Annotated in this window: 11 protein-coding genes; 8 read left to right on the forward strand and 3 right to left on the reverse strand. The window is 50.6% G+C overall.

The genetic code is table 11. The features are described from left to right. Window positions 1-13 precede the first annotated feature (13 nt). The 8 genes from rpsI (at window position 14) to EFO84_RS08450 (ending at window position 11854) form a co-directional block, all read left to right on the forward strand. On the forward strand, window positions 14-406 hold the full coding sequence (rpsI, locus tag EFO84_RS08415; protein ID WP_127347618.1) for a 30S ribosomal protein S9: 393 nt from the start codon (window positions 14-16) through the stop codon (window positions 404-406). A gap of 183 nt (window positions 407-589) precedes the next feature. Continuing rightward, entirely contained in the window at window positions 590-7084 is a 6495-nt protein-coding gene (locus EFO84_RS08420) for an RHS repeat-associated core domain-containing protein (protein WP_127347619.1), read from the forward strand. Continuing rightward, the gene (locus EFO84_RS08425) at window positions 7081-7719 is read left to right on the forward strand and encodes a hypothetical protein (protein ID WP_127347620.1); all 639 of its coding nucleotides are present in this window, start codon (window positions 7081-7083) and stop codon (window positions 7717-7719) included. Before EFO84_RS08420 ends, EFO84_RS08425 begins: the two co-directional genes overlap by 4 nt. A gap of 473 nt (window positions 7720-8192) precedes the next feature. Further along, window positions 8193-8783 carry a ubiquinol-cytochrome c reductase iron-sulfur subunit gene (petA, locus tag EFO84_RS08430; RefSeq protein WP_127347621.1) on the forward strand — a complete coding sequence of 197 codons (591 nt, stop codon included), beginning with the start codon at window positions 8193-8195 and terminating at the stop codon, window positions 8781-8783. Next, the gene (locus tag EFO84_RS08435; RefSeq protein ID WP_127347622.1) at window positions 8783-10045 is read left to right on the forward strand and encodes a cytochrome b; all 1263 of its coding nucleotides are present in this window, start codon (window positions 8783-8785) and stop codon (window positions 10043-10045) included. The genes petA and EFO84_RS08435 overlap by 1 nt, the downstream gene beginning before the upstream one ends. Continuing rightward, complete coding sequence (locus tag EFO84_RS08440) at window positions 10045-10791, forward strand: cytochrome c1 (protein WP_127347623.1); 747 nt, start codon at window positions 10045-10047, stop codon at window positions 10789-10791. The genes EFO84_RS08435 and EFO84_RS08440 overlap by 1 nt, the downstream gene beginning before the upstream one ends. Window positions 10792-10808: 17 nt before the next feature. Then, window positions 10809-11441 (forward strand): stringent starvation protein SspA, encoded by a 633-nt coding sequence (gene sspA, locus EFO84_RS08445; protein ID WP_127347624.1) that lies wholly within the window; start codon window positions 10809-10811, stop codon window positions 11439-11441. Continuing rightward, complete coding sequence (locus tag EFO84_RS08450) at window positions 11438-11854, forward strand: ClpXP protease specificity-enhancing factor (RefSeq protein ID WP_127347625.1); 417 nt, start codon at window positions 11438-11440, stop codon at window positions 11852-11854. The genes sspA and EFO84_RS08450 overlap by 4 nt, the downstream gene beginning before the upstream one ends. A 7-nt stretch (window positions 11855-11861) precedes the next feature. On the opposite strand, the gene dolP is transcribed toward EFO84_RS08450, so the two are convergent. From dolP to EFO84_RS08465, 3 genes are read right to left on the reverse strand one after another with little or no spacing between them, the layout of a single operon-like run. Then, window positions 11862-12431, reverse strand: a complete 570-nt coding sequence (gene dolP, locus EFO84_RS08455; protein WP_127347626.1) for a division/outer membrane stress-associated lipid-binding lipoprotein — start codon at window positions 12429-12431, stop codon at window positions 11862-11864. Continuing rightward, complete coding sequence (locus tag EFO84_RS08460; protein WP_127347627.1) at window positions 12428-13000, reverse strand: SIS domain-containing protein; 573 nt, start codon at window positions 12998-13000, stop codon at window positions 12428-12430. Before EFO84_RS08460 ends, dolP begins: the two co-directional genes overlap by 4 nt. 24 nt (window positions 13001-13024) lie before the next feature. Further along, window positions 13025-13375 (reverse strand): YraN family protein, encoded by a 351-nt coding sequence (locus tag EFO84_RS08465; protein WP_127347628.1) that lies wholly within the window; start codon window positions 13373-13375, stop codon window positions 13025-13027. Between the last annotated feature and the right edge of the window lie 10 nt (window positions 13376-13385).

Raw genomic sequence — 13385 nt, forward strand, 5'->3', positions numbered from 1 at the left:
GAGCAATAAAACCATGGCACAGAATCAATACTACGGTACTGGTCGTCGCAAAAGCTCAACGGCACGCGTTTTCTTGCGTCCAGGTAGCGGCGCCATCGTCATCAACCAACGCAGCTTAGAAGAATACTTCGGCCGTGAAACTGCTCGCATGGTGGTTCGTCAACCACTTGAGTTAGTTGATATGCTGAACAAATTCGACCTGTACATCACCGTTGCTGGTGGTGGTTCAAGCGGTCAAGCTGGTGCGGTCCGTCACGGTATCACCCGTGCACTGATGCAGTACGACGAAACTCTACGTGGCGACTTACGTCGCGCCGGTTACGTTACCCGTGACGCACGTGAAGTTGAGCGTAAGAAAGTTGGCTTGAAGAAAGCACGTAAACGTCCACAGTTCTCGAAGCGTTAATCGCTTCGCCCTTGGGCGCTGCAATACCTACAAAAAACCCGGCCTTTGCGCCGGGTTTTTTATTACCTGCCAGCAATTGCTACTAAGTTGCGACTAAATTGTAATAAAAAAGTACTTGAGTGACATCAGTTTGTTGGTTATGGTCGCAAAAGCTGCTTAAATTCTGACCATAAGGACTATCGCATGCAACGGATCTGCCACGTCATCATGGTGCTATTGGGTTTGTCGGTATTGCCTGTGCTGGCCGACGATGCGGTGGCGCCAATGGCACTCGATTTTCGGGTCGATGAAAATGGTGCGGCCACGTTTGCGCTACCTATTAACGTGCCGACGGGGCGCGGTGAGATGCGTCCGCAGGTTGGGCTGGGTTATTCCAGCCAAAATAGCAGCGATGGCCCGCTGGGTATTGGTTGGTATTTACAAGCGGCGAGCGCCATTACCCGCTGTCGTAAAACCCCCTTTGATGATGGTGAGGTAAGCACGGTCACCTTAACCAGTAGTGACCGCTTCTGTTTAGATGGGCAGCGCTTGCATCTCGTCAGCGGCAGCTATGGCGCTGCAGGGTCAACCTATCGGTTAAACGGACAGCCGGGTACCCTTATCACCGCGCATGGCGGTAGTTTAGCCAACGGTCCTGACTATTTTGAGCGCGTCACTAAGGCCAAAGAGGTGAGTTATTTTGGCAATGCGTTCTATGCCACGGGGCTGAGCTCCGATGCTGCTGCAGTCACCAAGCCTGGCAACAATAGCGTGGTCAGTGCCTGGATGATGTCGTCGGTGGAAGATGTCGCGCGTAACTATATTCAGTATCTCTATACCACCAACAACCTTAGCGGTGAGTCGTATTTGAGCGAAATTCGCTACAGCGGCAACCACACCACCGGCGAGTTACCCTACATTCGCATTATCTTTGACCATGTTGCTAAAGCGCAGCCGCGCAATGGCTATCAAGCGGGCTATCCTATTACGCAGTCACAGCAATTACAGGCTATTCGGGTGTTGGTGGATGAGCAGTTATGGCGCAGCTATCAGCTGAGCTATCTCGAACCGCTTTATGCAAATGATAAGTTGATGTTACAGGCTATTGAGGAATGTGCACTGGACGTTCATGGTTTCACCCAATGTAAACCGGAACTGTCGTTCAGTTGGCATACGGGGTCGCCAGCCAATGGGTTGTATTTCAATCCGTACAATAATACGCAGTTATCTTTTGCAGCGAATGATTTTGCCGGTCTCAGCAAGGTATTTGATATCACCGGTGATGGTATCGATGACTTAATTTATTTATCTGATGGTGCTTGGCGCTATCGTGTGGGTCCTTATTTTGCGAGTGAGTTTTGGCTTAGTGACTTGTCGGTCGATCATCCACAAGAAGCCATGGTCATGGATGTGAATGGTGATGGCACGCGCGAGCTATTAGTGGTCAATCTTGCCGATCAATGGCTTGCTATTGGTGCAGGCAACGTCAATTTTGCCATCAATCGAGCGGCCATCGGTGCGGATGGATTGGCGCGCATCATGGATATCGACGGCGATGCCGCCGAAGATATCGTATTTATGCAGCAGAACAAAATTTATGTGTACTTTAATCAAGGCTCCAATGGTTTTTCCGCAGCGGTTGAGTTGTATGCATTCAATGACGTCCATACACAAGCAGAATTGCAGGCACAAACTCGCCATAGTGCTGGGTGGTTAAATGACAGTAGTGCGCTCGATATCGATGGTGACGGGCGAAGTGACATGGTCATTCCTACCACGACCGCAGTCACCCAATGTATTCGCAACGGCCAAATCTTGGCAGAGATTTTATCTGGTATTGAATGCAGCGATGTCGGTGGCAGTTGGCAAACGTACGACTATAAAACACTTGATGTATTTCGTTCGGAGTTGACAGCGCAAGGGCCACAACTCGCTCGGGTCCAAAGCTGGCCGATGCCCAATAAAGGTTTGCGTGTTGCTGATTTTAATGGCGATGGCTTATCTGATATCGCCTATGTCATCAATAATGAGTGGCGTTATCGTATTTCTAATGGCACGACCTTCGGCGATGAACTATCGACTGGTCTTGCAGCGAGTGATGTTGAATTAACTGCCGCCACACTATTTTTGGATGTGGATAACGATGGTCGAACCGATATTTTGCATGCCAATACCGCTACAACATGGCGAGTTTATCTAGTGCAACTTGATAGTGCGACGGGGATAGTTGGTTTTGTCGAGCGCGGCCTTCGTGGTCGTGTCGATAGCGAAATCATGATTGGCGGACTACTCACGGCGGATATGCGAGCTGATTTGCTGATTGCGAAAGACGGTACATGGCATTTGTATGCTAAAGATGCCGGTCAAATCACCGATGTCATCGACAGCTATACCACCAGCTTTGGTGTGCAAACCAACATTGAGTATGCGCCGTTAAGTGATAGCAGTGTCTATGTTGCCAGTAACCCGCTGGTGACAGCGTCCGCCGATGTGGTGGCCCTGCAAGGGCATGTGCCGGTGGTGGCTCGAGTCAGTAATGCGGTGTCGACGCTAGATAGTGTGGCGGTATCCTATCGCTATGGTGGCTTGGCGGTGCACAAACAAGGGCTGGGCGCTTTAGGCTTTGCTTGGTTAGAAACCACCGATGAGCAAACTGGGGTGGTGACCACCAGCTCGTATTATCAGAGCATTGATAGTCAGGACCATGTCCTCAATGGCATGCCGTTAGTGACTGAACAGCGTCTTGGCACTGCGCTACTGAGCCGCTCTGAAAACCAATTGGCCACGGCGGCAGCGCATCATGGTGGGCGCTTTGGGTTTATCAGTCGCAGCATTGAAGCCAATTATCAATACACCAGTGCTGGGCAAGCGGTCTTGCGGGCCACCCAAACCACCGACACCAGCTACGACAGCTATGGCAACGTGCTAAGTCTTGCCACCGTCACCGACGATGCCTACAGCGGCGCCAGCAAGCAGATGAGCACCGTCAATACCTACAGCGATGCGCGGTTTGGTCGCTTAGCGACCACCACCGTCACCCGCAGTCGAAGTGATGATGCGACCTTGTTTGTGCGGGAATCGAATTTTTCCTATCGGGCCGATGGCCTGCTGGTGGAAACGGTGGTGGCTCCCAATGACCCCAGCTATCGCTTACAAAGCAACTACGAGTACGATGCCTATGGGCAGAAAATCGCGACCCATGTCAGCGGTATCGCAGAGCCTAATAGCCCGGTGCAGACGCGCTCGAGCTGGGTCGGCTATGCCCAGCAGGGGCGTTATGTGGCCTACCAAGAAAACCACCTAGGCCATCGGGTCAGTTATCAATACAACGGCGTGTCAGCGGCGCAAGCCAGCGGCGTGGTGTATCAGCTAAGCGAAACCAATGCCAATGGTGAGTCGGGCCAGCAATGGTTTGATGCCTTTGGGCAGGTGACAAGCCAGCAAGGCAGTGATGGCGTGCTCACCACCACCTCGCGGAGCTGGTGCACAGGCTGTGAGCCTGGGTCGCTGTTCGTTGAGCAACAAAGCACCGCCGGTCAGCCCGAGCGCAAAACCTACTTTGATGCATGGGGCCGCGCGGTCGCACAAGCGCAGCAAGGGTTTGATGGCGCGTGGGTGGTTGTCTACACCCGCTATGACGCGCAGGGGCGAGCCTATGAAGTCACCGAGCCCAATAGCACCTTGACCACCACCACTGTGTACGATGCACTTGGCCGTGTGGCACAGGTCACCAATCCGCTGGGGCACACCAGTAGCATAGAGATTGGAGCGGATTATACCCGCTCCATCAACCCCAAAGGCCAAGACAGCGTTGAATACAGCAACGGCTTTGGTGAGACCGTACGCACGGTGGATCATTTAGGCGGTGAGGTTCTGTTTCACTATGATGCCGCTGGGCAACTGGTGCAAACCACTGTAGTGGCTAGTGGCGGTCAGCTGGATAGCCTCTATGTGCTGTACGACACCTGGGGCCATAAGATAGCCATGAACGACCCGGTCAAGGGTAATTGGTCGTATACCTACAATGCCTTTGGTGAGCTAATTGCACAACAATCCGCCCATGGCGCGACCCAGGTGCTGCAGTACGATGCGCTCGGTCGTAAGGTGCGCAGCTATCAGCCGGGGGTAGGGACGCGGTGCTGGTACTATGGCACCAGCTCAAGTAACCATAATCTGGGGCGCTTGCAGCGAGTCAGCATGCATCATGATGTGGCGGTAGATTGCAGTACCAGTCGCCAAAGTGAGCATGAGCAACAGCTGAGCTACGACAGTGCCGGACGCATTGCGGCGCAGTTGACCCGTATTGATGGGGTGGCCTATGTCGAGAGCTACACCTACGATGCGCATGGGCGCCTTGCCACGACCAGCTACCCAACGGGCACAGCAGCGGTGAGTGTACGCCATGAGTACAACAGCTTTGGTTATGCGGACAAGTTGGTGCGGGTCGAGACCAACGCGATTCTAAAAACTATCGAAGCGACCAATAACCAAGGCCAAGTCACCAGTATCAGCTACCAGGGCGGGCAACAGGCCTCGCGCAGCTACAACGTGCTGGGCTGGCTCACCTACACCAGTATGCGTAATAGTTATGCCGAGTGGAACGCGGTCAGCCTAAGCCATGATGTACTGGGTAATGTCACCTCGCGGTTAAGCGCGTTTGAGCGCCCCAATGGCGCCTCGAGTGAGGTGGATGAAAGCTTTAGCTACGATGGCCTCAACCGTCTGCGCAGCACCCAGCAGAGCTTCACCGACACCCACATGGGCGTGACCCATAGCACCTCGAGTACTGTGGAGCAGCGCTACGACGGCTATGGGAATATCACCTATCGCACGGGAGTGGGTGATTACAACTACGCCACCGACGGCTCCATGCGCTTACTGTCTATCAGTGCCCCGGTAGAAGATGACCCAATTATCATTGACCCACCACCGGGGCCTTGTTGCGTCAGTGGCTTTAGTTTCGAGCCGACGCCGATTGATGGGCCAATTGAAGCGCCAAGCCCGCTTTATTTGTTCAAATACGATGCCAGTGGTAATGTGAAAAGCGATGGCACCCGCAGCTTCACCTACGATGGTGCTGACCGTGCTATTGCTATGAGCATGGCTGGCAATAGCTCCACCATGCGCTATGATGCACAAGGTGGCTTGTATTATCAGCACGATGTATTCACCGAGGACAATCAAAGCGTCAGCTACACCAAGCACATGGCCGGCGGCTTTGAAAAGAAAATCCGCAGCGGTGGTGCCGGCGCACTGACCGAGTACCGGTACACGGTGGCTGATGATGTGGTCATCGTACAGCGCGATAGCGCCACCACCAGCAGCGAAGCAACGTACTTTTTGTTCAAAGACCATTTGGGCTCGATGTTTACCACGCTTGCTAGCACCGGTGCGATAGTCAGTCAGCAGGTGTTTAGCGCCTTTGGCCAAACGCGCAGCATTCACACCAGCTCGGCACTGTCACTGGGGCTGATGATGGCGCCCACCGAGCAGGGCTTTACCGGCCATCGGCAAATGGATGCGCTGGGTGTGGTGCACATGAAGGGGCGTATCTACGACCCCACCATCGGCCGCTTTTTGCAAGCCGACCCATTTATCCAGGCACCGAAGAACAGCCAGAACTATAATCGGTATAGCTATGTGCTGAACAACCCGATGAGTTATACCGACCCCAGTGGGTATTTCTTTAAGTCGGTGTTTAACTTTGTGAAGAAGTATTGGCGGCAGATTGTCTCGATAGCGATTAGTGTTTATTTCCCCGGCGCTTTTTTAGAGGGATTAGGTGTCACTAACGCCATTGCACAAGGCGCGGTCACTGGTTTTTTTGCCGGCGGGGTGGCTACTGGCTCGTTACGAGGGGCGGTGATAGGTGCTTTTACTGGGGCAATTTTTAAGTCGATAGCTGATTCGAGTTGGGACTTATCGCAACAGGCGGTTGCGAGCGGCGTGGTGGGTGGCGTGATGTCGGATCTACAAGGAGGTAACTTTGGCCATGGCTTCTGGAGCGCTGGTATCGGCACTGCGGTGGGTAGTGATTTTAGTCCCGATGCAACCACCAATGTTGTGGTATCAGCACTCGTTGGCGGTACTATCTCCGAGCTGACGGGTGGTAAGTTTGCTAATGGAGCGGCTAGCTCCGCGTTTGCTGCGGCTTTAACGGTTAAAGTCAATTCTGCCCGTACTAAAAAAACAAGCACTAACGAAAATGTGTATGAAGACAAAGATGCGAATAATGTCAACCGAACCAATATAATTCTTGACGATGGGCAAGGACGGAGGGTTTCATTGATGATAGCTGATGAGCTTAGCCTTTTAATCGATTCGCTACAATCAGATTCATCAACTTTAGCTAAATCTATTCTTGAAGGATTTGATGTAGGCGTAAAATCTATCTTTGTCGATGCAGATTACCGCATGTTGGATGCGGGTATTTTTCTCAATGGGAAAATAACTTTAAATCCTAATTCATTCAGTGGCCTTGGTAGTTATGCTCAATTAATTTTGGGTCATGAATTAATACACTTTAGGGATTCTATTTCGGGTAGTGCCGTTTGGGAACAGATGTCCAATCAAACAGAAATAAACGCTTATCAATGGGAAATTAATAATGCTGGAAAGTTTATTTCTGACCAAAAAACATTAGAATTGTATATCCGATCAGCTCGAACCCAGTGTGCAAATTATGGAGGGTGTGAATGAAACTATGGATCAGGTGCGTTGCGGTAATATTGGCGATTTTATCGTTAGATAACGCCGCGGCGAGTCGCAGGTTGGGAGTTGATGATTACTCTGTTGTCGAATATGAAAATGGCAAAATAAAGTTAATTATTACTCATGTGCTACTTGGTGCAGGTACGAGGGATGTTGTTTTCAAGTTTCAAGGGTGCGGAGTCGATTTGATTGAGATTGCTGTTCCGTACAATCCCGGAGAACCGAGAGCTTCAACAGAGTTAGAACTTACTTCTTGCACAAGAACAGAACCTGTTATTTTATATGTTTATTTTAGAGAGCCTGACGGTTCAGAGATATTATTTCAAACTAGCTCATATGACGCGAATGATGCAAAGATAAATCAACCAATAATAAACATGATTAGTTGTATGGATGATTTGTTTATAAGTGCAAATACCTCTAATAATTTTCGAGATCGGTTTATAGATATTAGCTATGAGGTTGATGGAGCGAAGTTACCTTTAGGGAGAGCAAAGATAATAATCGGACATGGTGTGGTATTACGATATCCCTTGACAGAAGGAACTTGCGATAGTCTTAGCGGCATTTATTTTGATGATGTTTATTATCCACGGAGTAAAGGTGGTGTTTGGTACCCATGATTAGGCTCTTTGGTGACATTGCCTACTTATAAATTTCATTTTCGTGAGTCTTGGACAAATATGCTACCTGCAGAAAAATATGCAGATAGTTTTGTTCTAGATAACGCGTATTTGCGAGCTTGTAGTATCGAGGTCACACGATAAGCAAATGGCCGGTGGCTTTGAGAGGAAAACTCGTAGCGGTGGTGCCGAAGCTGTCAGGTCATGGCAGCGCGATTATGAACTCTGTGATGATAGCTGTGATTAGACGTCGTCATGTCAGATCGACAAAACCGAGGCACTGACTGAATGGCAAGCCATGAAGGCGGTTCTGAACGCCCACAGATGAGCAGCTAGCCCTAAAATTCCTCACATCAAACGTGCGTTTATCCTTGTAAAAATTAGGCCATTTCTTTATCATCGGGGGGCAAATTTTTCCCTACACTGATTTCACGACCAAGACTCGTGAAACATCCAAACTGGAGAGTAAGTGGATGAGCAATGCGCCTGTAGATCAAGGCCGCCGTCGTTTCCTGACTGCCGCGACAACCGTCGTGGGAGCCGCGGGCGCGGCAGCTGTTGCTGTTCCTTTCATAACATCGTGGAACCCGAGCGAAAAAGCGAAAAACGCCGGTGCCCCTGTGGAAGTGAACATTGGAAAGGCCGAGCCAGGTCAACTGGTTCGGGTAGAGTGGCGCGGACAGCCGGTCTGGGTCGTACGTCGTACCCCAGAAATGCTGAAATCGTTAGAAGGTCTGGCAGACAAGCTGCGCGACCCTAATTCTGATGAGCCGCAACAGCCAGAGTACGCCAAGAATATTTACCGCTCACGCAAAGAAGAGTTCTTTGTCGCGGTAGGTATTTGTACCCACTTAGGCTGTTCGCCGCAGTTCTTAGATAAAACCTTTGGTGAGTATGTAGAAGGTGCTGAAACCGGCTTCTTCTGCCCATGTCACGGGTCTACCTTTGATATCGCCGGCCGTGTATTCCAAGGCGTACCAGCACCCTATAACCTGGTGGTGCCACCGCATTATTTTATCAATGATAACGTTATTCTCATTGGTGAAGATGGGGAGCAAGCATAATGAAAAAGCTGATTGCTTGGTTTGATGAGCGCATTCCACTCACGAAAACCTGGAACATTCACTTAGCGCAGTATCCAGCGCCAAAAAACTTTAACTTCTGGTACATCTTCGGCGTACTGGCAACCTTGGTTCTAGTGAACCAAATTGTCACCGGCATCTGGTTGACCATGAACTATGTTCCGACTGCGGAAGGCGCATTTGCCTCGGTCGAATATATCATGCGTGACATCGATGGCGGCTGGATCCTCCGTTATATGCACTCCACCGGCGCTTCAGCGTTCTTCGTGGTGGTGTACCTGCATATGTTCCGCGGCATGATGTATGGCTCCTATCAGAAGCCACGCGAGTTGCTGTGGACCTTCGGTATGTTGATCTTCTTGGTGCTGATGGCTGAAGCCTTTATGGGCTACTTGCTGCCATGGGGCCAGATGTCGTACTGGGGTGCACAGGTAATCATCTCGTTGTTCGGTGCGATTCCGTACATTGGTGACGATTTAACGCTGTGGATTCGTGGTGACTACGTGATCTCCGGTGCTACCTTGAACCGCTTCTTCGCCTTGCACGTGATTGCGCTGCCATTGGTGCTAGTAATTTTGGTGTTCTTACACATCATCGCGCTGCACGAAGTCGGCTCAAACAACCCAGAAGGTATTTCTATTAAGAAGCCGAAGGGTTCAGTACCAGACTCAGAAAAACCGAAATTTGAGTTCCATGAGCGCTTCACCAAGAAATACGACATTGTTGATGCGATTCCGTTCTACCCGTACTACATCGTTAAAGATTTGGTCGGTATCGGTATCTTCTTGGCGTTCTTCTGTTACGTGTTGTTTTTTGCTCCGGCTATGGGCGGCTTCTTCTTAGAGCCACCAAACTTTGAAGCAGCGAACCCGTTGAAAACTCCTGCGCACATTGCGCCAGTGTGGTATTTCACGCCGTTTTACGCGATTTTACGTGCGGTACCAGACAAGCTGATGGGCGTTATCTTGATGTTCGCCGCCATTGTGTTCTTGTTCCTGTTACCGTGGCTTGACCGCTGCAAAGTGCGTTCAATTCGCTACCGCAGCAACATCCACAAAATTAACTTAGCGGTATTTACCGTGAGCTTTGTGGTGTTGGGTTACTTGGGTGTGAAACCAGCGACTGAAGTGTATACCTTCTTCGCGCGGGTATTCACCTTCCTGTACTTTGCGTTCTTTATCTTGCTGTGGTTCTACAGTAAGCATGAGAAGACTAAGCCAGTTCCAGAGAGGATCACCAAGTGATGAACAAATTACTGAAAACCTGTCTGTTGGCGGCCGTATCTGCTTGGTCAGTAGCAACCCTTGCTGCTGGCCCAACCGTGCCGTTGGACAAAGCCAATGTGAACTTGCACGACAAAGAGTCATTGCAGCGTGGTGCCCAGTTGTTCATGAACTACTGCTTGGGCTGTCACCAAATGCAGTACCAGCGTTATAACCGTACCTTCCGTGACCTTGAGATCCCAGAAGATATTGGCGCTGCTAACTTGCAATTTACTGGTGAGAAAGTAGGTGATTTGATCACCAACACCATGTCAACCCAGCAAGCCAATGCCTGGTTTGGTACTGCAGCGCCAGATTTAACTCTGGTTGCCCGGGTACGTGGTGCTGACTGGTTGTACACCTACTTCCGTTCATTTTACGTGGATGAAACCCGTCCATTTGGCGTGAACAATACGGTGTTCGAAAATGTCGGTATGCCGCATGTATTGCAAGAGCTGCAAGGCGTGCCGCGCAAAACCTACGAATCGCGAATGATTGATGGTGAAATGCAAGACGTGTACGTGGGTATTAAAACCGACGGTAGCGGCATGCTGACCACCGAAGAGTTCGATACAGCAATGAATGACCTGACCAATTTCTTAGTCTACACCGGTGAGCCGATGCTGCTTGAGCAACGTCGTATTGGCTGGTATAGCTTTGGTTTCCTGTTGGTCTTTACGATTTTAGCGTGGTTGTTGAAGCGCGAATTCTTTAAAGACGTGAAGTAAGTATGATGGAGAAAGACATGTCGGTTGCGGCAAACAAACGTTCGGTGATGACCCTGTATGCAGGCAAGGATGACCTGCGTAGTCATCAAACACGCATTGTATTGGCGGAGAAAGGTGTAGGTGTTGAGATCTGCTTTGTTGATCCGAATGATCGACCCGAAGATCTGATGCAGCTGAATCCGTATGAAGATGCGCTCCCTACGTTAGTAGACCGTGACTTGGTACTGTATAACGCCCATATCATCATGGAATATTTGGATGAGCGTTTTCCGCACCCGCCACTGATGCCTGTGTATCCAGTGGCACGCGGTACCAGCCGACTGATGATGTACCGCATTGACCGTGATTGGTATGCCTTGGCCAACACCATCATGAAAGGTGGTAAAGCGGCCGAAGCGGCGCGCCAAGAACTGCGCGAAGGTATCTTGTCGTTAGCACCAATCTTTGCTGATTCGCCATTCTTTATGAGTGAAGAGTTTAGCTTAGTGGATTGCTACCTAGCGCCACTGTTATGGCGTTTGCCGCTATACGGCATCAGCATTGATGGTGCTGGCTCAAAAGCGGTAAAAGCCTACATGGTACGCGTATTTGAGCGTGAAGCGTTCCAACAGTCACTGACTGAAATTGAGCGCGACCTAGCTCGCTCATGAGTGAACTAGCAATGACACCGCGTCGGCCCTACATGGTCCGCGCGGTGTATGATTGGATCCTCGATAACCAACTCACCCCGTTTTTAGTGGTCGATGCTGAGATCCCCGGCTGCCAGTTGCCGTGGGAATTTGTGCAGGATGGCCAAATCGTGTTGAACATTACTCCGACTGCAGTAGCCAATTTAGTCATTGGCAACGATCAGCTGACCTTTAATGCGCGTTTCTCTGGTAAGCCCCATCAGGTGTTTGTGCCTATGGCTGCGGTGTTGGCGTTGTATGCGCGGGAAAATGGTGCCGGTAGTCTGTTTGAACACGAGCCAGGCTATGACACGGTTGAGCCGATGAGTGAGCCAGAGCCAGAAACAGAAACGGCGCCCAAACCTGCAGCGCCGCATCTTAAAGTAGTGAAGTAGTTAGTCACTACTGAATTTCGAAAGCGTCGATCACGCGGCTGACACCGTTGGTATTGCGTGCTAAATCAACCGCAACCGCGGCTTGTTGCGCGTCAATCAAGCCCATTAAAAATACTTCGCCGTTTTCGGTGACTACTTTTACTTTGCCACCTTCTACATTGTCATCGGCCAGTAGCTTGGTTTTGATGCGACTGGTCAGCCAGGTGTCGTTGGAGATCGTAGTCAGGGAAATGACTTCTTGCACGCGTATTTCGTTGTGCACGCGCACCACACCACGGCTATCACGGGCTAATTTACCGGCAAAGTCTTTCAACCCTGCTGATGGCACCTGACCAATCAACAAAATAGCACCGTTGAAACCAACCACTTTGATGCGGCTGTTATCGAGTCGTTCTTCGCCTTTTAGAGCAGCAATCACGCGTATTTCAATGGCGCTGTCATCGACTTGAGTACCGACGGTGCGAGAGTCGGTGGCCGCTGAAATGCCAATAGCGGTTGCCCCGACCATAGCGGTCACACAACCTGACAAGATAATTACTAAGGCGCTAATGAGCGCGAGTTGACTCAACCTTTTCATGTGTCTAACTCCTGTGGAAAAATTTGCTGTTCGCTCAAGCTACAGAGCATATTGACCAGCTGTAACAACAACTCACTGACACGTGCGCTGTTGCGTGAGGGAATACGGATCTCAACGTCCTCTGGGCCCATTAAGCCCGCTACTTGCTGATCGGCTTCACTGGTTAACGCCACAATCAACATACCGCGTGATACCGCGGCTTCCATAGCCCGACACACACGTGGCGCAGTGGCACTGGCGTTGAGTACAATCAATAAGTCACCGGCTTGGCCGCTGGGTAAAATCTGCTGCGCAAAGGTGTATTCATGCTCACGGGCACCGAAATCAGCATGCAGCGCAGTAACGGCAAAGGGCGGCCGTTCAAAGTCCAGCCCAGTCAGCATAATATGGGCAAAATGCCGTGCCGAAGCGTGCGCCATACGTTCACCACAGCAAAACACCTTACCGCCACTCAACAAGGTATTGACCAGCAGCTCGGCGGCCTGCATCAATGAATCTTGCAGTAAATCAGCGGCAGCGATTTGCGTTTGAATGCACTCGGTAAAAATGCTCTTAACCTGTTGCTGCATGATAACTATCCTTTACTATCTCGATTAAAAAGCGTCTTCCAGCCAGTACAATTGTTCCAAGGCGTCAACCACCGCCACCACATCAAAGCGCATGGGGGTGAGGTGTTCGTTCAGGCGCTTTTGTATCACGTACAATTGCGCCACTTGCCGAATGCGTTGACATTGCGCGGGGCGAATTTGTTCCAAAATATTGGCAAAATCATCTAAGGTGCGATACTTCACTTCTACGAACACCCAGCATCTGCGGTCTCGCATCACCAGGTCAATCTCACCGATATCGCATTTAAAGTTGGCTTCAACGAAGGTCAGCCCTTGGCGTTCTAAAAATTGCCGGGCTAAGTCTTCGCCTTCGCGGCCTTGTTGGTGTCGTAACATCCGTGTTACC

This window comes from Pseudidiomarina mangrovi, from assembly GCF_003999375.1.
In the GTDB taxonomy this organism is placed as follows: domain Bacteria; phylum Pseudomonadota; class Gammaproteobacteria; order Enterobacterales; family Alteromonadaceae; genus Pseudidiomarina; species Pseudidiomarina mangrovi.